Genomic DNA, 19,298 nt, shown 5'->3' with positions numbered 1-19,298 from the left:
GTTTTCCTCAGCCCCGGTCGCTGCGCGCGAGGTGGATCTCCAGGCGCCGCAGCAAGGTGGTGAGCACCAGCGTCATGACCCAGTAGACCACCGAGATCGCCAGGTACGGCTCCCAGTAGCGCGCATACGCACCGGCCACGGTGCGTGCCGCGTAGGCCAGCTCGGCCAGGCCGATGGCGGAGACCAGCGAGGTGTCCTTCAGCAGCGCGATGGCGTTGTTGCCCAGCGGCGGCAGCATGCGGCGAAAGGCTTGCGGCAGCACCACGTAGCGCATCACCTGCGCGGGCGTGAAGCCGATGGAGCGCCCGGCATCGAACTGCCCGCGCGAGATCGACTGGATGCCCGCGCGGAACACCTCCGAGATGTAGGCGGCCGAGTTGAGCGTGAGCGCCACCACGCCCGAGATGAGCGCGCCGTGCTCCTGCTTGAGCGTGCGCGCCAGCTCCCCGTCGATCAGCAGGCCCGAGGTCGGATGGATGAACACCGGCATCACCGCGAAGTGGATCAGCAGGATCTGCACGAACAGCGGCGTGCCGCGGAAGAAGCTCACATACACCGTGGCCGGCCAGCGCAGGAAGAAGCGCGCGACCCAGGTCCAGGGCGCGTGGCGCGGCTGCGCCAGGCGCGCGAGCGCCAGGCACAGGCCCCAGCTGGAGCCCAGCAGCACGCAGACCACGGTCATGCGCAGCGTCATCCAGGCACCTTGCCAGAACAGGTCCTTGTATTCCACGAGGATGTCCCAGCGGAACCATCCGAAAAGCAGCACCGGTTGTTCCATGCTTGCGTCCTCAACTCTCAGTCAACGAAAAACGAAACGGCCGCGTGAGGGCGGCCGTATTCAGGGAAATGCCGTGCGGCTCAGCGCACGTTCGGGTCCTTGTTGAACCACTTCTTGTAGATGGTCACGTAGCTGCCGTCCGCGCGGATGGCGGCCAGGCCGGCCGTGAGCTTGTCGAGCAGGGCCTTGTCGCCCTTCTTCACGACGATGCCGAAACCCTCTTCGGGGAAGGACTTGTCGTCCAGCGTCTTCAGCTCGGGGTTCTGCGACACGCGGTAGGCAATGACGCCGTTGTCGCCCATGGCGGCATCGACGCCGCCGCCGGCCAGCTCGGAAATGATGAGCGGCGTGCTCTCGAAGCGGCGGATGTCGGGGCTGGTCTTGCCGAACTCGCGCGAGGCGATGTCGTCGGCGGTGGAGGCGCTCACCACGGCGATCTTCTTGCCGGCCAGGTCCTTCAGCGAAGCGACCTTGCTGTTCTTCGGCAGCGCGATGAGCTGGCGGGCCGCGAAGTACGGCGGCGTGAAGTCGTAGCTCTGCTTGCGCTTGTCGTTGATGGTGACGCCCGAGATCACCAGGTCGACGTCGCCGTTGTTCAGCGCGCCGAAGATGCCGGTGAAGGGCGTGTTGACGATCTTGATCTTCAGGCCCTGCTGCCTGGCGATGGCGTTGATGATGTCGATGTCGAAGCCGACGATCTGCTTGTCCTTGTTCTCGAAGGCGAAGGGCGCGTAGGTGGCGCTGGAGCCCACGGTCAGTTCGCGGTTCTGCGCCTGGGCACCGAAAGCGAGGGTAGTGGCGGCGAGGCCGAGCGCCAGGGCGCGGCGGATGGGGTTCATGGGGAGTCCTCTTTTTTCCGCAGGCGGCGGTAAGCAGTGGGCGGGGATTTTAGGCGGTCGTTGCCGGCGGTCGTCCGCTCGCAAGTACCGAGCCCGGTCAGCGCCCGACCACGAGGTACAGCGCAATGAGGGCCACCACGACGATGCCGACAGTCTTCCAGCGGCCTGAAACGAGGCCCTGCGGTGCCGTCCATGTCCAGGTTTGCGTCCGTGGCTGTGACGAAGAAGGCGCTGAAGAAGACGATGAAGAAGACGGCGACGCGGTGGTGGTGATCGAGAACGAGCGGGTCGAGAACGACGTCGAGGCCGAACCCGTTCGCGTCGTGGTCCCGGTGCTGCTGTCGTGCCGTACACCGGCCTGTGCGCCGGCACCGCCGGCAACGCGGGCGATGGCGTCCGCGACGATCTCCGGGTTCGTCCCGCGCGTGGCCAGCGCCTTCAGGTCGTTCTCGTTCAGTGCGCCCGACCCCCGCACGGTCCAGGCGAGCGTGGCGGGCAGCGAATCGGGCGCGGCCCAGGCTTCCTGGTGCGTGGGCAGCATCGAGAGGCTGTGCGCGTGCTGCGCCGCATCGATCAGCTGCAAGGCCAGCAGCTGGTCGAGCGCCTCGGCGCTCACGCCGTCCTGCGTCCGGCGCTCCAGCAGGCTCATGTGCAGCACCGCCCAGGCCGGCAACGGGAGGCCGCTGCTGATCAGGCCCGTGGCCTCCGACACGATGGCCTGCGCCTCGTTGTCGCGGCCGGCGACCGCGCGCGCGGGCAGGTCCGCGAGCTGTTCCTGCGAAACGATCTCCCGGGCCACCACCCAGCCCAGGGCCTCGCCCGGCGTGCGCAGCGTGACCGCGGCCAGTTCCGGATCGTTCGCTGCGGTGGCATGTTCCTCGTCGGTCAGCAGGCGGATCTCCTGCAGGTAGGACAGGGCGCGTCGGCTGGCGTCGAGGGGCATGGAGGCGTCTTTCGCGGGCTGTGAGGGGTGGCGCATGCTCGCACACGCCGCGCCCGCGGCCTGCCGCAGGCGTCTAGCGCGCCAGGTGCCCCAGCGGCAGCGCGCTGCTGGCCTTCACCTCGCCCAGCGAGAAGCTGGTGTGCAGGTCCTTCACATTCGGCAGGTTCATCAGGTGCTGGCGCGCGAAGGCCGAGAAACCGTCGAGGTCGCGCGCCACCACCTGCAGCTCGAAGGTGCCGGTGCCGCTGATGTAGTGGCAGGCGATCACGTCGGGCAGCTTGCGGATGGCGTCCTCCAGCTTGCGCGTGGCTTCGTGGGTGACGCGCTCGGTGTCCACCCGCACGAAGGCGAGCACGCCCAGCCCTATCTTGTGGCGGTCGATCTCGGCGTGGTAGCCCTTGATGAACCCGGACTCCTCCAGCGCGCGCACCCGGCGCCAGCAGGGCGCGGCCGACAGGCCCACGCGCTGCGCGAGCTCGGCGTTGGTGAGGCGGCCGTCGGCCTGCAGTTCTTGCAGGATTGCAAGGTCGAACTTATCAATGCTTTCCATGGGTGGCGATGTTAAGCAAGATTCTTTCTAGAAGAGGGTTTTTCAGGGCAAAGAACGCAAACACCTGTCGCGGACCCCGGCATACACTTTGCGTGATCATGGGCTCACGCCCTACCCGGGCACAGACCCACACCCATCAGCCAGGCCCACAAGGCCCTGCCATACGGAGACAAGACATATATGAATGCACCGCTGCCCGCGCACATTCTCAAGGCCCTGCAAACGGTCACCCTCGACGACAAATACTCGCTCGACTACGGCCGTGCCTTCATGAGCGGCGTCCAGGCCCTCGTCAAGCTGCCGATGCTCCAGCAGCTGCGCGACAAGCAGGCCGGCAAGAACACCGCCGGCTTCATCAGCGGCTATCGCGGCTCCCCGCTCGGCGGCTACGACCAGGCGCTGTGGAAGGCCAGCAAGTTCCTCAAGGAACAGAACATCGTCTTCCAGCCGGGCGTGAACGAAGAGCTCGCGGCCACTGCGCTATGGGGCACCCAGCAGCTGGGCTTCTCCCCGCAGGGCACCAACAAGTTCGACGGCGTGTTCGGCATCTGGTACGGCAAGGGCCCGGGCGTGGACCGCTGCTCCGACGTGTTCAAGCATGCCAACATGGCCGGCACCACCGAGTTCGGCGGCGTGATCGCGGTGGCCGGCGACGACCACATTTCCAAGAGCAGCACGGCCGCGCACCAGAGCGACCACATCTTCAAGGCCTGCGGCACGCCGGTGTTCTTCCCGGCGAACGTGCAGGAAATCCTCGACCTGGGCATCCACGCCTTTGCCATGAGCCGTTTTTCGGGCGTGTGGTCGGGCATGAAGACGATCCAGGAAATCGTGGAGTCGAGCGCCACGGCCATGATCGACCCCGAGCGCGTGCAGATCGTCATTCCCACCGACTTCGAGATGCCGCCCGGCGGCCTGCACATCCGCTGGCCCGACCATGCGCTGGAGCAGGAAGCCCGGCTCATGCACTACAAGTGGTACGCCGCGCTGGCCTACATCCGCGCCAACCGCCTGAACTACAACGTGATCGAGGGCCCGAACGACCGCTTCGGCATCATGGCCAGCGGCAAGGCCTTCAACGACACGCGCCAGGCGCTGATCGACCTGGGCCTGGACGACGCGGCCTGCCGCCAGCTGGGCATTCGCCTGCACAAGGTGGGCGTGGTGTGGCCGCTCGAAGCGCAACTCACGCGCGAGTTCGCCACCGGCCTGCAAGAGATTCTGGTGGTTGAGGAAAAGCGCCAGGTCATCGAATACCAGCTGAAGGAAGAGCTCTACAACTGGCGCTCGGACGTGCGGCCCAACGTGGTCGGCAAGTTCGACGAAGGCCAGGGCGCGAGCGACGACGGCTACTCCGGCGGCGAATGGTCGATGCCCAACCCCACCGCCCACACGCTGCTGCGCGCCAACGCCGACCTGAACCCCGCGCTCATCGCCAAGGCGATCGCCGCGCGCCTGAAGAAGACCGGCCTGCTGGCCGCCGCCGGCGCCGACATGGCCGCGCGCATCGACGCGCAGCTCGCCATCCTGGAGGCCAAGGAGCGCTCGATGGTGGTGCAGCAAGCGTCCACCAGCGTGGCCGACGCCACGCGCCAGCCCTGGTTCTGCTCGGGCTGCCCGCACAACACCAGCACCGTGGTGCCCGAAGGCTCACGCGCGATGGGCGGCATCGGCTGCCACTTCATGGCGACCTGGATGGACCGCTCCACCATCGGCTTCACGCAGATGGGCGGCGAGGGCGTGCCGTGGGTCGGCCAGCAGCCCTTCACGACCGACCAGCACATCTTCGCGAACCTGGGCGACGGCACCTACTTCCACAGCGGCCTGCTCGCCATTCGCCAGAGCATCGCGGCGGGCGTGAACATCACCTACAAGATCCTCTACAACGACGCGGTCGCCATGACCGGCGGCCAGCAGGTCGGCGAGCGGCCCGAAGGGCACTCGGTGCTGCAGATTGCCGAGAGCCTGCATGCCGAGGGCGCGAAGAAAGTGGTCATCGTCACGGACGAGCCCGAGAAGTACGAGGGCGTGTCGATTCCGGGCGACCACGTGCAGGTGAAGCACCGCGACCTGCTCGACGACATCCAGCGCGAGTTCCGCGCCATGCCGGGCACCACGGCCATCATTTACGACCAGACCTGCGCCACCGAGAAGCGCCGCCGCCGCAAGCGGGGCACGGCCGTCGATCCGGCCAAGCGCGTGGTCATCAACGAGCTGGTCTGCGAAGGCTGCGGCGACTGCAGCGTGCAGAGCAACTGCCTGAGCGTGGAGCCGCTGGAAACCGAATTCGGCCGCAAGCGCACCATCAACCAGAGCAGCTGCAACAAGGACATGAGCTGCCTGAAGGGCTTCTGCCCGAGCTTCGTCACCGTCGAAGGCGGCCAGCTCAAGAAGAAGAGCAAGAGCAAGGGCGCGACGCCGGCCGAGTTCGGCCTGCTGCCCGAGCCCGCGCTGCCGTCGCTGGCGGGCGGCAAGGTCTGGGGCGTGGTGGTCGCGGGCGTGGGCGGCACCGGCGTCATCACCATCGGCCAGCTGCTGGGCATGGCCGCGCACATCGAGGCCAAGGGCATCGTCACGCAGGACGCGGCCGGCCTGGCGCAAAAGGGCGGCGCCACCTGGAGCCACGTGCTCATCGGCGACACGCAGGACGACATTCGCACCACGCGCGTGGGCACCGCGGCGGCCGACCTGATCCTGGCGTGCGATCCGCTGGTCACGATCAACGGCGAAACCATGGCGCGCATGCGCGAAGGGCGCACGCACGTGGCGCTCAACACCCACAGCTCGCCCACCGCCGCCTTCGTGCGCAACGCCAACTGGCAGAACCCCGAAGACGCCTGCGCCGCCGAAATTGCGCGCGCCGTGGGCATCGACGGCATGGGCACCTTCGACGCCGATGCCGCAGCCACCGCGCTGATGGGCGACACCATCTACGTGAACCCGATGATCCTGGGCTACGCCTGGCAAAAGGGCTGGCTGCCGCTGGCGCACGAGTCGCTGATGCGCGCCATCGAGCTGAATGCGGTGGCCATCGAGAACAACAAGACCGCCTTCGAGTGGGGCCGCCAGGCGGCCGTGCGTCCGGAAGATTTCCAGAAGCGCGTGCGTCCCGGCCAGGTCATCGAGTTCAAGAAGCGCGAAACGCTCGAAAGCCTCGTGGCCCGCCGCGTGGAGTTCCTGACCGGCTACCAGAACGCCGCCTACGCCGCCGAATACAAGCAGTTCGTCGGCAAGGTGCAGCAGGCCGAATCGGCACTGGGCCGCACGGGGCTGAGCGAGACGGTGGCGCGCTACCTGTTCAAGCTGATGGCCTACAAGGACGAGTACGAAGTCGCCCGCCTGCACACCGACCGCTCGTTCCTCGACCGCGTCGAGGGCATGTTCGAAGGTGACTACAAGCTCAACTACCACCTGGCGCCGCCGATCATTGCCAAGAAGAACGCCAAGGGCCAGCTGCAGAAGCAGAAGTTCGGCCCCTGGATGCTCACCGGCTTCAGGTTCCTGGCCAAGCTCAAGGGCGTGCGCGGCACGGCGCTCGACATCTTCGGGCGCACCGAGGAGCGCAAGACCGAGCGCGCGCTGATCGGCGAGTACCGCGCCAGCATCGAGGAAGTGATCGGCGCCCTGCGCGCGGACAACCACGCGCTGGCACTCGAGATTGCCGGCCTGCCCGAGCAGATTCGCGGCTACGGCCATGTGAAGGAGCGCAACCTGGCGGCCGCCCGCACCCGCTGGAGCGAGCTGCTGGCCAAGTGGCGCAACCCGCAGGCGCAGCGCGTGGCGGCCTGAATTTCAGGGTTTTTGCGAGCGTACGGGCGTCCACTGGACGCCCGTTGCTATTGAAAACGTAGCGGACTCCGCGCTGGTTGAATACCCGGAAAGCCCTCCCCACCGCGCCGGATAAGCGCGTGGAGCGGCCTTGCGCGCCGAATACAATGCCCGGTGCTGTGCGCGGCCAAGCCCCGCCGCGCTTTGACTTGCGGTGCGCATCCCATGCGGCCGCCAGCCCCAAGGAACCGCGGACGCTGCCCGCGCTCCCATCCTTTTCTCTTCCCTCTGCTGGAGACTCTCTTGTTCATTTCCTCTGCTTTCGCCCAAACCGCGCCTGCCGCAGCCGGCGGCGGTGACATGTTGTCCTCGCTCGGCAGCATGCTGCCGCTGGTGCTGATGTTCGTGGTGCTGTATTTCGTGATGATCCGGCCCCAGATGAAGCGCCAGAAGGAAGCACGCGCCATGATCGAAGCGCTGGCCAAGGGCGACGAAGTCGCCACCGCCGGCGGCGTGCTCGGCAAGATCACCTCGATGAGCGACCAGTACCTGGGCCTCGAGATCGCCAACGGCGTCGAGATCAAGATCCAGCGCAGCGCCGTGGTGCAGGTCCTGCCCAAGGGCGCCGTCAAATAAAGGCGTGAGCTGAACCTTGCGCTTTGCGGCGCAGGGCCCCAATTCACGCCGTGTTCCGTTTCAGAAAAGCGTTTTCTCATGAACCGTTACCCGGTCTGGAAGTACGCGATCATCGTGATCGTGTTGCTCGTGGGGCTCATCTATGCCCTGCCCAATTTCTTCGGTGAGGCACCTGCGGTGCAGGTGTCGGCGGCCAAGACGACCGTCAAGGTCGACGCCACCACCCAGACCCGGGTCGAAGAGGCGCTGAAGGCTGCCAGCCTGACGCCCGACCTCATCACGCTGGACGCCGGCTCCCTGCGCGCCCGCTTCACCACCCCCGACGACCAGCTCAAGGCGCGCGACGTGATCCAGCGCGCCCTGGTGCCCGACGCCGGCGACCCGCCCTACACGGTGGCGCTGAACCTGTTGTCGCGCTCGCCCAAGTGGCTGACCGCGCTGCACGCGTTCCCGATGTACCTGGGCCTCGACCTGCGCGGCGGCGTCGACTTCCTGCTGCAGGTGGACATGAAGGGCGCCATCGACAAGAAGGCCGAGTCCTTCGCCAGCGACCTGCGCACCACCTTCCGCGACAAGAACATCCGCGGCACCTCGGTGAGCCGCAACGGTCAGACCGTGGAAGTGAGCTTTCGCGATGCGGCCGCGCTCGAGGCGGCCAAGCGCGTCATCCAGGACCAGTTCACCGACCTGAGCACCACCGACAGCCAGGACGGCAGCAACTGGCGCCTCGTGGCGAGCATCAAGCCGGAGGCTGCGCGCCGCCTGCAGGACGCCGCGCTCAAGCAGAACATCACCACGCTGCACAACCGGATCAACGAACTCGGCGTGGCCGAACCGGTGATCCAGCAGCAGGGCCTGGACCGCATCGTCGTGCAGCTGCCCGGCGTGCAGGACACGGCCAAGGCCAAGGAAATCCTGGGCCGCACCGCCACGCTCGAAATGCGCCTGGTCGACGAAAGCGCCGAAGGCCGCTCGGCCGAACTGAGCGGCGGCCCGGTGCCGTTCGGCTCCGAGAAATTCCTCGACCGCCAGGGCCGCCCCGTCATCGTGAAGAAGCAGGTGCTGGTCACCGGCGAGAACCTCACCGACGCGCAACCCGGCTTCGACCAGCAGAGCAACCAGCCCAAGGTCGACCTGACCATGGACGCCAAGGGCGGGCGCATCATGCGCGACGTCAGCCGCGAGAACTACAAGAAGCGCATGGCGATGCTGATCTTCGAAAAGGGCAAGGGCGAAGTGCTCACGGCCCCGTCGATCAACGGCGAGCTGGGCAACCGCTTCCAGGTGTCGGGCTCCATGACGGTGGTGGAAGCCAGCGACCTCGCGCTGCTGCTGCGCGCCGGCTCGCTGGCCGCGCCGATGGAAATCATCCAGGAACGCACCATCGGTCCGAGCCTGGGCGCCGACAACATCGAGAAGGGCTTCAAGAGCGTGATGTACGGCTTCCTGGCGATCATGGTGTTCATGTGCGCGTACTACGCACTGTTCGGCCTGTTCTCCTCGATCGCGCTGGCCGTCAACCTGATGCTGCTGGTGGCCATTCTCTCGATGCTGCAGGCCACGCTCACGCTGCCCGGCATCGCGGCCATGGCGCTGGCCATCGGCGTGGCCATCGACTCCAACGTGCTGATCAACGAGCGCGTGCGCGAAGAGCTGCGCAACGGGGCGTCGCCGCAGGCGGCCATCCACGCGGGCTACGAACGCGCCTGGGGCACCATCCTGGACTCCAACGTGACCACGCTCATCGCAGGCATCGCGCTGCTCGCCTTCGGGTCGGGCCCGGTGCGCGGCTTCGCGGTGGTGCACTGCATCGGCATCGTCACCTCGATGTTCTCCGCCGTGTTCTTCTCGCGCGGCCTCGTGAACTTCTGGTACGGCCAGAAGAAGAAGCTCAAGACGGTGTCCATCGGTACCGTCTGGCGCCCAACGACCGACGGCTCGGCCGTGGCCACCAAGTAAAGGTCGAGGACAAGCGCCATGGAATTCTTCCGCATCCACAAGACGATCCCGTTCATGCGCCATGCACTGGTGCTGAACATCGTCTCCTTCGTCACGTTCGCGCTGGCGGTTTTCTTCCTGTTCCACCGCGGGCTGCACCTGTCGGTCGAGTTCACGGGCGGCACCGTGATGGAGGTCGCCTATGAGCAGTCGGCCGACATCGGCAAGGTGCGCGACGCCATCGGCAAGCTCGGCTACCCCGACGTGCAGGTGCAGAGCTACGGCAGCTCGCGCGACGTGCAGATCCGCCTGCCGGCCCAGAAGGGCATGAGCTCCGACCAGCAGAGCGCGCAGGTCATGGGGGCGCTGAAGTCGGTCGACGCGTCGGCCACGCAGCGCGGCATCGAGGTGGTCGGCCCGCAGGTCGGCGAGGAACTCACCACCAACGGCCTGAAGGCCCTGGGCATGGTGGTTCTCGGCATCATGATCTACCTGGCGTTCCGCTTCGAATGGAAGTTCGCGCTGGCCACCGTGCTCGCCAACCTGCACGACGTGGTGATCATCCTGGGCTTCTTCGCCTTCTTCCAGTGGGAGTTCTCGCTGGCGGTGCTGGCGGCGGTGCTGGCGGTGCTGGGGTACTCGGTGAACGAGTCGGTCGTGATCTTCGACCGGGTCCGCGAGAATTTCCGGCGTTACCGCAAGATGACGACCTCCGAAGTGATCGACAGCGCGATCACCTCGACCATCAGCCGAACCATCATCACCCACGGCTCCACGCAGCTGGTGGTGCTGTCGATGTTCTTCTTCGGCGGCCCGACCCTGCATTACTTTGCCCTGGCACTGACCATCGGCATCTGCTTCGGCATCTACTCCTCGTGCTTCGTGGCGGCTGCCATCGCGATGTGGCTGGGGGTGAAGCGCGAAGACCTGGTCAAGGGCGGCCCGACGAAGCGCGACGGGGAGTCCGAAGACGATCCCAACGCCGGCGCGGTGGTCTGACGGATACTTCAGGCTTTAATCAGGCGGCGGCCGCGCCGCGCTGCGGTTCGCATGCAACGCCGGGCACTCTGCGCACTTGTGCGGTTGCGCATCCCGATGCAAGCTCTCGGTTGTTGCTGACGAATCGAATTCGAATATCCGGGTCTTTCCGACTTTTCAATGAGCATTGCGCGGTCCGCCTCTTCCCTGCAGCTCGCACGCGAGACGCGTGAGCGTTTCGTCTTGGCAACGGAAGGCGCCATCGCGCCGCTGGCCCGCGCGATCCGCGACCGGCTGACTGCCATCTCCTCCGAGGCCGGCAACGCCCGCGCCATGCAGGAACATCGCGACGACTTCGTGGCGTTCCAGGGCCAGGCCACGCAATGGGTAACGCTTGCGCAGACTGGCTGGCGCAAGGCGCTGGGCGCCTCGGCCGGCGGCGTGTCGGCGGTGCCTTCGGCGTTGCGGCTCGAACTGATCGGCGACGAGGTGGTCGAGAGCAACATCCTCTCCTCGCGCCTGGCGCAGATGATCCACGACAAGGCCAGTTTCGAGCTCAGCGACCTGCGCCTGCGCATCCAGCACCTCGAAGGCACGACCGAGCTCGACGCCAGGGACGTGCTCAAGCCCGAGACGCTGGCCAAGCTGCTGGTCGAACAATGGCTGGCCGCCGGCCTGAGCCGCGGGCTGTGGACCCGGGTGCAGGACACGGTGCAGCAGGGGCTGGTCGAGGTGGTGGTCAAGGCCTACCAGAGCGCCAACGCCTTCCTGATCGCCAACGGCGTGATGGAGGAGATCGACCTCAAGAGCTTCGTGCGCCGCACGGGCAGCGCCGGCGCCGCCGGCAGCGGTGGACCGGCCACGTCGTCCGGCGTGCCGATGGACGGCGGCGGCATGCCGGGCGGTCCGCGCGGTGGACAGCGCGCAGGCTTCGGATCCGACGGGCAGCAGACTTCGGCGTCTTCGAACGCGGGCACCTCGTCCACTGTCGCCACGGCCACCACGGGCGGCTCGCCGCTGATGATCGCGCGGCAGCGTGCGCAGACAGCGCTGCTGAGCCTGAAGCGCTTCGTCGCCGCGCGCATCGGCGGCGAGGCGGGCGGCTCGGCCGGGCAGTACCCGGCCTCTGGCGCCGAAGGACGAGCAAGCGGCAGCGGCAGTGGCGGTGGCGGTGGCAGCAATGCGGGCCAGGTCGCCGGCACCTCGCCACCCCGCGTCTTTTCCAGGACCTTTGCAGGCGCCATCGCCGACGCCGAGGTCGCCTACCGGATGGCCGCCACCCAGTTCATGGACGGCGCCGGCGAGCAGGCCACGCTGATGCAGCAGACCGCGGTGGACATGCGCCGGCGCACCGCCGAGCTCAAGAAGCGCGCACCCACCACGGCCGACAAGGCCACGGTCGAGATCGTGGCGCTGATGTTCCAGGCCATCCTGGCCGAAGAGCGCATTCCCTTCTCCGCCCGCGTGTGGTTCGCCCGGCTGCAGATGCCGGTGCTGCGCGTGGCCATCGCCGAGCCCGAGTTCTTCGGCACGCTGCAGCATCCCGCGCGCATGTTGATCGACCGCATGGGCTCGTGCGTGATGGGCTTCGACGCGGCGGCCATCACCGGCAGCGCGCTCGAAAGCGAGATCCGCCGCGTGGTGCAGGTCATCGAGCAGTACCCTGAAACCGGCCAGCGCGTGTTCAAGCTGGTGTTCGACGAGTTCGTCGCCTTCCTCAACCGCTACCTGACGCAAAGCGACACCACGCAGCGCGTGATGAGCGTGGCGCAGCAGGTCGAGCAGAAGGAAACGATGGCGATCCAGTACACCATCGAGTTGCGCAAGATGCTCAACGACATGCCGGTGCGCGAAGAGATCCGCGAGTTCCTGTTCAAGGTCTGGGCCGAGGTGCTGGCCATCGCGGCCCTGCGCTACGGCGCGCAGGGCGAGCAGACCGTCATGCTCAAGCGCGTGGCCTCCGAACTGGTGTGGGCCGCCAGCGCCAAGCCCAACCGCACAGACCGCGCCCGCGTGATTCAGGACCTGCCGCAGCTGTTGCAGCGCCTGCGCCAGGGCATGGCGCTGCTGGGCATCGTCGACGAGCCGCAGGAGGCGCACATCAAGATCATCGGCGCCACGCTGTCCGATGCCTTCCTGTCGAAGACCGAGGCGATTCCGCAGGCCAAGATCGAAGCCATGGCCGAACGGCTGACGCACCTGGAAGACTTCGTGAGCGACGAGGGCGGGGCAGGCGACGACCTGCCGCTGGACGCCCACAGCATCGAACTGCTGCTGGGGGTGGACGCCGCATCGATCGAGGTGATTCCCGATGCCGGCGGCAGCAAGGTCGCCGAGGACATGCTGGCCTGGGCGCACGAACTGCAAGTGGGCAACTGGTTCATGCTGGACCACAACGACCGGGTGAGCCAGGTTCAGTTCGTCTGGCGCAGCGATCGCAAGAAGCTGCACCTGTTCGCCTCGGCGGACGGCCGCAGTTTCCTGATCCAGGCGGGGCGGCTCGCGAGCTACCTGCAGGCGGGCTTGCTGGTGCCGGCCGAGGAAGAAACGCTCACCGTGCGCGCCACGCGCGAGGCGCTGGCCAAGCTGGACGCCAACCCGGAACGGCTGCTGAACTAGTTCGTGGACGGGGCGCCGGGCCCCCGGGTCAATGGGCCGTGCGGCCTTCGCGGGACTCGCAGAGCTCGTCGAGCACCAGCGCATCGGGCTCGATGCCGGTGCTCCAGTGCACCATCAGCACGATGATCTTCAGCTCGTCGAGCGCCACCGGATCGCCCGGCGCCGCCATGGCGCGCTCGACCACGATTTCGCGCAAGCCGCAGGGCAGCACCTGGGACGACTCGAGAAAGCTGATGAAGCCCAGGCACTCGGCACCCAGGTGCTCCTGCTCGGCCTGCGAGTAGACGCGCATGGCATCTTGCGACTGCGGCATGGCCGCTTCGGGCGCGCCGCGCAGCGTGACCGTGGCGCTGTCCTTGGTGTGGTGCTCGATCTGCATGCCTTGCGTGGCAAGGCTCAGGCCGTCGAGCCAGTGAAGGGCGTCACGGATTTCTTCTGCCTCGAAGCCGTGCGCACTGAGCTTGCGGCCCAACTGCTCGGGTTCGGGGCAGGCATCGCCGCGCCAATAGTTTTCGTACACAAAAACAAGCACTTCGAACATGGGCCCAATATAGCCCAGGAAGTGGTCGCTCGCCCTCGGGCTTCGTGCACTTCGTGTCTCTTCTCCTTCGCTTGCGAACGAGCACCCGCGAATCAGGTGGTGGCCATGCGCTGGAAGAGGCCGCCTGGCAGGCGTGTGATCTGGCCGTCCAGCTCGAGCTCGAGCATCCTGGCCTGCAGCGCGGCCGCGCTCCAGCCGGTGCGCGCGCTCAGCGCGTCGAGGCTCACGGGGTCGAAGCCGAGGGCGTCCAGCAGCGGGTCTTCGGCCGGGGTGGCCGCGTGCCCGTTGCCGATGGTGGACGAGGCCGCGGCCGCGATCGGGGTCCGCAAAGGCGGGAGCTCCTCGAGGATGTCGCTCACCGATTCCACGAGCTTCGCGCCCTGGCGGATCAGCGCATGGCAGCCGCGCGATTGCGGTGAATGAATCGAGCCCGGAATCGCGAACACTTCCTTGCCCTGCTCCGACGCGAGCCGCGCGGTGATGAGCGAGCCCGATTGCAGCGCCGCCTCCACCACCAGCGTGCCGCGCGCCAGCCCGGCAATGAGCCGGTTGCGCTTCGGGAAATTCTGCGTGAGCGGGGGCGTGCCGAGCGGCAGCTCGCTCACGATCAGCCCCTGCTGCGTGATGCGATGCGCCAGGTCGCGGTGCCGCGCCGGGTACACGCGGTCGAGCCCGGTGCCGACCACGGCCACCGTGGCCAGCCGCGGCGTGTCGCCGGCCGCGTCGAGCGCGCCCTGGTGCGCCGCGCCGTCCACACCCAGCGCGAGGCCCGACACCACGGGCAGGCCCACCTCGCCCAGGGCGCGGGCAAAGCTGCGTGCGTTGGTGGCGCCTTGCGGCGTGGGGTTGCGGCTGCCCACCACCGCGATGCTGTGGCCGAGCTGCGTCAGGTTGTAGTCGGCGGCGCCCAGCACGTAGAGCAGCAGCGGCGGATCGGTCATTTCGAGCAGCGAGGCGGGGTAGCCGTCGTCGCCGAGCGTCACGACGCGGCGCGACGTGCCGTTGTCCCCGGCATGCAGCCACTGCCAGGTCAGGTCGATCTGCGCCTGCAGGTTGGGGGGCGTCTGCTGCAATGCCGCGGCCTGGGCTTGCGAAACGACCTCGCACAACGCGGCGTCGCGTTGCGCGAAGACCTGCTCAGGCAGCCCGAAGGCCGCGAGCAACCGCCGAGCGGCGCCGTCGCCGACGCCTGGCGTCAATGAAAGCCGCAGCCAACCTGCGAGTTCTGCGCGTTCCAAACCTGTGTTCGAGAAAGCCGGGGCCGCAGGTCAGGGATTGACGAGGAAGTCGCCGGCGCGCGGAGTGTCGTTGATTTCGAGCACGAGCGCGTAGGACACTTTCTCGAAAGTGCGGAACACCATCAGCAGGCCGATGCGTTCGTTCGGCAGCTTGATGGTTTCCTTGCGCGCGCCGGTGCGGTCGAGGATGGTCTCGCCGTTCTTGAGGATGGCCAGCACATGGCCGTTGTCGACGCCGTCGCGCGTGCCCTTGTTGATGGCCACCACCTGGTTCTGCGCCGCGAACTGCACCGCATTGCCGTAGACGGAGATGATGCGGCCTTCGACCTGCGTCGACGGTGCGCGCGGCACGTAGCTCAGGAGCTGGCGCGGCGGCTCGGGCAGCAGCCGGTCGCCGGCGCGCATTTCCTCGCGCGACGCGACGATGTCGATGCTCGCCGGCACCACGGTGATGACGTCCTTGTCCTGCACCGTCTCGATGGTGGTCGACTCGCCGCGCTGCAGCCGTGCCTTGCCCAGGTACTGCGCCTCGTAGCCCAGGATTTCACCCGTGCCGGGGTCCTTCAGCGGCGTGGCGGTGCGGAAGACGCGGAAGTTCTGCACCGGGCCCGCGGCCTCGACCAGCGGCGATTCGGCATTGCCCCGGGCATAGGCCCGGTCGCCGCGCGACAGCAGCACGCGGCTGTCGTTGCCCGCCACGATGCGGGGGGCGCTGTCCAGCGTGTTGGCGTCCACCACGATGGGTTCGCTCAGGAACGGCTCGATGACGCTCGGGTTGAGCGTGGGCAATGCCATGCCGGCCAGCGAATCGAAACGGGTGCGCGGTGACAGCTTGATGGTGCCGCCTTCGCCGCCGAAGCCGCCGCGGCGGGTGGTCAGGCGTGCCCGGCCGCCGGTCTTGTCAAGGTAGAGCACCTGGCCCGGGTAGATGCGGTGCGGGTTGGCGATTTCATCGATGTTCATGCCCCAGAGCTCCGGCCAGCGCCAGGGGCGCAGCAGGAAGAGGCGTGAAATGGCCCAGAGCGTGTCGCCGGGCCTGACCGTGTATTCGTCGGGCGCGTTGGGCGCCAGTTCGCTCAGGGGCACACCCTGCTGGGCGGTTTGCTGGGCCGTGGCTCGCTGCTGGGGCGTGACCGGGTAATTCTGTGCCCAGGCCGTCGTGGCGCCACAGCCGCCGAGCACCGCCAGGGCTGTCAGCGTTGCAAGAAGATGAGGGCGCTGGTGGTCGGTGAATCTGAGCTTTTTCATGTCTGGATGGTGAGCGCGCGAAGTATCGCCGCGCATACGAATCTCACAATTTGCTACGAATTCTGCGCTGAAGCCCTTGGGAGGGCAACGTTTTCGGTGCCACGCGTCGCGTCTGGTCGCGGAATTGGCGAAAATAGCCACAACTTTCCCCCGATTTCATGGCTAAACGAATCATTCTGAGTTACCCGGACAAGCGCCTGCACACCGTGGCCAAGCCCGTGCAGGGCGTCGATGCCCGCATCAAGGCCCTGGTGGCCGACATGCTGGAGACCATGTACGACGCCAGCGGCATCGGCCTGGCGGCGACGCAGGTCGACGTGCACGAGCGCCTCGTGGTCATCGACGTGTCCGAGGAGCGCAACCAGCCCATCGTGCTGATCAACCCCGAAATCACCTGGGCCAGCGACGAGAAGGTGCTGAACGAGGAGGGCTGTCTTTCGGTGCCCGGCATCTACGACGGCGTGATGCGTTCCACCTCGGTCAAGGTGCAGGCGCTCGACGAGAACGGCGAGCAGCGCACCATCGAGGCCGACGGCCTGCTGGCCGTGTGCATCCAGCACGAGCTGGACCACCTGCTCGGCAAGGTGTTCGTCGAATACCTCTCGCCCCTGAAGCGCAACCGCATGAAGAGCAAGCTGCTCAAGCAGCAGCGCGAAGAACTGCGCGAACAGGCCTGACACTCATGACCTCACGTCGTTTCGGCTCCCTCGCAGCGCTGGCGGTCTTCGCGATGGCCGGCCTGGGCCTGGCCGGCTGCGCGAACGAGCCCACGCGCGTCCAGCCGGGCGCCACCGCCGCCGACACCCTGCAGCGCCTGGGCGCGCCCACGGGCCGGTACCCGCTTACCGGCGGTGGCGAGCGGCTGCAGTACTCGCGCATGCCGGCGGGCTTCGAGGTGACCGACATCGACGTCGACGCCGCAGGCAAGGTCGTCTCGGTGACGCAGGTGCTCAGCGAGGCGCGCTTCGGGCAGGACATCCGGGTCAACCAGTGGCGCCAGAACGACGTGATGGCCTTCTACGGCCGCCCCTATGAAATCAGCCGCGTCAGTTCCTTCGACGGTGCCGTCTGGACCTGGCGCTACAAGGCCGTGAACGAACGCCGCATGCTGTACATCTACATCGACCCCACCGGCGTGGTCCGGCGCTATCACACAGGAGACGATCTCGAGCTCGATCGGGTCCGGGATTGAGCCGCCTGCGAGTCGTTTTCGCGGGCACGCCCGAGTTCGCGCGCGCCGCCCTGGAGGCCATCGCCGCCGCCGGACATGACGTCGTGCTGGTGATGAGCCAGCCCGACCGCCCCGCCGGTCGCGGCATGAAGCTGCAGGCCTCCCCCGTCAAGCAATGCGCCGTCGCCAACCAATGGCCGGTGGCGCAGCCGCGCAGCCTGCGGCTGGACGGCAAGTACCCCGACGAGGCCTCGGCCGCGCGCGACACCCTGCTGGCCGCCAGGCCCGACGTGATGGTGGTGGCGGCCTACGGCCTGATCCTGCCCCAGTGGGTGCTCGACCTGCCGGTGCACGGCTGCCTCAACATCCACGCGAGCCTGCTGCCGCGCTGGCGCGGCGCTGCGCCCATCCACCGCGCCATCGAGGCCGGCGACGCCCAGACCGGCATCACCATCATGCAGATGGACGCGGGCCTGGACACCGGCGACATGCTGCTGCGCGAGGCCGTCGACATCGGCAGCGACAACACCGCCCGCCTGCACGACAGGCTGGCCGAGCTGGGCGGGAAGATGATCGTCGAGGCGCTGGCGCGCATCGGCACGCTCGTGCGCACGCCGCAGCCCGCCGAAGGCGTGACCTATGCCCACAAGGTCGAGAAGCATGAAGCGCTGATCGACTGGGCCCAGCCGGCCGACGCCATCGTGCGGCGCATCCGGGCTTTCGATCCGTTCCCGGGCGCCAACAGCCCATTGGACGGCGAGACCATCAAGCTGTGGACCGCCCATGCAGAGGCCGCGTCTGCCGAGCAGGCCGCACCGGGCACCATCCTGGCCGTCAGCGACACCGGCGTGACCGTGGCCGCCGCCGGTTCGGCCGTCACCGTCACCGAACTCCAGCGACCGGGCGGCAAGCGCCTGGCCGTGGCCGATTTCCTGCGCGGCTTCGACCTGAAGCCCGGGCAGGCCTTCGGCTGATGTTCCTCTCGCAGCGCATCCGCAGCCGCCCTGAATTCCGCGTCGGCGTGCGCGACATGACGCCGGTGGCGCTGGGCATCGGCGCCTGGGGCCTGATGACCGGCGTGGCCATGGTCAAGTCGAACATGAGCGTGATCGAGGCGCTGGCCATGACCCTGCTGGTCTACGCGGGCAGCTCGCAGCTCGCGGCCATTCCGCTGCTGTTCGCGGGCGCGCCGGCGTGGGTCATCTTGGCCACGGGCTTCTGCGTCAACCTGCGCTTCGTGGTGTTCAGCCTGCACCTGCGCCCCTACCTCATGCACATGCCGCGCTGGCGCCGCATGATGCACGGTTACCTCACGGCCGACATGAGCTATGCGCTCTTCACCAAGAAGTATCCGAAGCCGCCGCTGACCATTTCCGAGCAGGAATCGCAGGAGGCCTACCTCACCGGCAACTACTTCGTGACCTGGTGCGCGTGGATGGGCATGAGCCTGCTGGGCGTGGCGCTGGCCAACTTCATTCCGCAGACCTGGGGCCTGGGCTTCGCCGGCGTGCTGAGCCTGGTGGCCATCGTCTGCTCGATGGCGACCACCCGCCTGCGCGTGCTCGCCGCGCTGATTGCCGGCATGACCGCCGTGGCGGCCTATGCACTGCCGCTGAAGCTGAACATCGTGGTGGCCATCGGCGTGGCCGTGCTGCTGTGCTTCTGGCTCGAGAAGCAGTTCGGCCTCGACCCGACGGCGGAGGACGACAAGTGAGCGCCACGACGGACTGGTGGACGATGGGCGTGATCGTCGGCCTGGCGCTCGTCACCGTGCTGACCCGCTGCTTCTTCTTCATTCTCGACCGGCCCTGGGGCCTGCCCGAGTGGGCGCACCGCGCGCTGCACTACGCGCCGGCGGCCGCCCTCGCGGGCGTGATCGCGCCCGAGATCGTCATGACCCAGGGTCACCTGATCACCACGCTGCACGACGCCCGCCTGTATGCGGCGGTCGTCGGTGCGGCGTATTTCTACTGGCGGCGCGGGGTGCTCGGCACCATGATCGCCGGCATGGCGGTCTACCTGCCGCTGCACCTCGGCCTGGGCTGGTAGCC

The 19,298-nt window shown here is 67.6% G+C and carries 17 protein-coding genes; 10 read left to right on the top strand and 7 right to left on the bottom strand.

Annotated elements, in window-relative coordinates; genetic code table 11:
* Positions 1-7: 7 nt before the first annotated feature.
* From AC0IYU_RS02845 to AC0IYU_RS02830, 4 genes are all read right to left on the bottom strand, one after another.
* Positions 8-778, bottom strand: coding sequence for an amino acid ABC transporter permease (locus AC0IYU_RS02845; protein ID WP_435437422.1), 771 nt, complete (start codon positions 776-778; stop codon positions 8-10).
* An 80-nt stretch (positions 779-858) separates the two neighbouring features.
* Positions 859-1,617 carry a basic amino acid ABC transporter substrate-binding protein gene (locus tag AC0IYU_RS02840; protein ID WP_435437423.1) on the bottom strand — a complete coding sequence of 253 codons (759 nt, stop codon included), beginning with the start codon at positions 1,615-1,617 and terminating at the stop codon, positions 859-861.
* A gap of 97 nt (positions 1,618-1,714) precedes the next feature.
* Entirely contained in the window at positions 1,715-2,560 is an 846-nt protein-coding gene (locus AC0IYU_RS02835) for a hypothetical protein (protein WP_472112831.1), read from the bottom strand.
* Between the two features lie 73 nt (positions 2,561-2,633).
* Positions 2,634-3,110 (bottom strand): Lrp/AsnC family transcriptional regulator, encoded by a 477-nt coding sequence (locus AC0IYU_RS02830; RefSeq protein WP_472112828.1) that lies wholly within the window; start codon positions 3,108-3,110, stop codon positions 2,634-2,636.
* Positions 3,111-3,290: 180 nt separating this feature from the next.
* Here AC0IYU_RS02830 and AC0IYU_RS02825 point away from each other — a divergent pair, with 180 nt between their 5' ends.
* From AC0IYU_RS02825 to AC0IYU_RS02805, 5 genes are all read left to right on the top strand, one after another.
* The gene (locus AC0IYU_RS02825; protein WP_472112825.1) at positions 3,291-6,899 is read left to right on the top strand and encodes an indolepyruvate ferredoxin oxidoreductase family protein; all 3,609 of its coding nucleotides are present in this window, start codon (positions 3,291-3,293) and stop codon (positions 6,897-6,899) included.
* 282 nt (positions 6,900-7,181) lie between these two features.
* Positions 7,182-7,514, top strand: coding sequence for a preprotein translocase subunit YajC (gene yajC / locus AC0IYU_RS02820; RefSeq protein WP_435437427.1), 333 nt, complete (start codon positions 7,182-7,184; stop codon positions 7,512-7,514).
* A gap of 78 nt (positions 7,515-7,592) precedes the next feature.
* Positions 7,593-9,473, top strand: coding sequence for a protein translocase subunit SecD (secD, locus tag AC0IYU_RS02815; RefSeq protein ID WP_435487594.1), 1,881 nt, complete (start codon positions 7,593-7,595; stop codon positions 9,471-9,473).
* A gap of 18 nt (positions 9,474-9,491) precedes the next feature.
* A complete protein-coding gene (gene secF, locus AC0IYU_RS02810) occupies positions 9,492-10,451 on the top strand; it encodes a protein translocase subunit SecF (protein ID WP_435437429.1) in 960 nt (319 codons plus the stop codon).
* Positions 10,452-10,610: 159 nt separating this feature from the next.
* A complete protein-coding gene (locus tag AC0IYU_RS02805; RefSeq protein ID WP_472112823.1) occupies positions 10,611-13,049 on the top strand; it encodes a DUF1631 family protein in 2,439 nt (812 codons plus the stop codon).
* Positions 13,050-13,077: 28 nt separating this feature from the next.
* Here AC0IYU_RS02805 and AC0IYU_RS02800 read toward each other — a convergent pair whose 3' ends face one another.
* The 3 genes from AC0IYU_RS02800 to AC0IYU_RS02790 form a co-directional block, all read right to left on the bottom strand.
* Positions 13,078-13,590 (bottom strand): Smg family protein, encoded by a 513-nt coding sequence (locus AC0IYU_RS02800; protein ID WP_472112820.1) that lies wholly within the window; start codon positions 13,588-13,590, stop codon positions 13,078-13,080.
* Between the two features lie 92 nt (positions 13,591-13,682).
* Positions 13,683-14,828, bottom strand: coding sequence for a DNA-processing protein DprA (gene dprA / locus AC0IYU_RS02795; RefSeq protein WP_472112817.1), 1,146 nt, complete (start codon positions 14,826-14,828; stop codon positions 13,683-13,685).
* Positions 14,829-14,858: 30 nt separating this feature from the next.
* The gene (locus AC0IYU_RS02790; protein WP_435487590.1) at positions 14,859-16,076 is read right to left on the bottom strand and encodes a LysM peptidoglycan-binding domain-containing protein; all 1,218 of its coding nucleotides are present in this window, start codon (positions 16,074-16,076) and stop codon (positions 14,859-14,861) included.
* Between the two features lie 158 nt (positions 16,077-16,234).
* On the opposite strand from AC0IYU_RS02790, the gene def reads away from it, so the two are divergent.
* Genes def through AC0IYU_RS02765 form a run of 5 tightly spaced genes read left to right on the top strand, consistent with a single transcriptional unit; the run spans position 16,235 to position 19,296 of the window.
* Positions 16,235-16,753: a peptide deformylase gene (gene def, locus AC0IYU_RS02785; RefSeq protein ID WP_472112815.1), complete on the top strand. Its 519-nt coding sequence runs from the start codon at positions 16,235-16,237 to the stop codon at positions 16,751-16,753.
* Between the two features lie 5 nt (positions 16,754-16,758).
* On the top strand, positions 16,759-17,268 hold the full coding sequence (locus AC0IYU_RS02780; RefSeq protein ID WP_472112812.1) for a hypothetical protein: 510 nt from the start codon (positions 16,759-16,761) through the stop codon (positions 17,266-17,268).
* Positions 17,265-18,221 (top strand): methionyl-tRNA formyltransferase, encoded by a 957-nt coding sequence (gene fmt / locus AC0IYU_RS02775; RefSeq protein ID WP_472112809.1) that lies wholly within the window; start codon positions 17,265-17,267, stop codon positions 18,219-18,221. The genes AC0IYU_RS02780 and fmt overlap by 4 nt, the downstream gene beginning before the upstream one ends.
* Positions 18,221-18,961 (top strand): AzlC family ABC transporter permease, encoded by a 741-nt coding sequence (locus AC0IYU_RS02770; protein ID WP_472112807.1) that lies wholly within the window; start codon positions 18,221-18,223, stop codon positions 18,959-18,961. Before fmt ends, AC0IYU_RS02770 begins: the two co-directional genes overlap by 1 nt.
* 23 nt (positions 18,962-18,984) lie before the next feature.
* A complete protein-coding gene (locus AC0IYU_RS02765; protein WP_435487620.1) occupies positions 18,985-19,296 on the top strand; it encodes an AzlD domain-containing protein in 312 nt (103 codons plus the stop codon).
* The last annotated feature ends 2 nt before the right edge of the window (positions 19,297-19,298 follow it).

It is taken from the genome of Variovorax sp. AC103 (genome assembly GCF_979254005.1).
The sequence above is the reverse complement of the archived record's forward strand: the minus strand, read 5'-3'. Positions and strand labels throughout refer to the sequence as shown.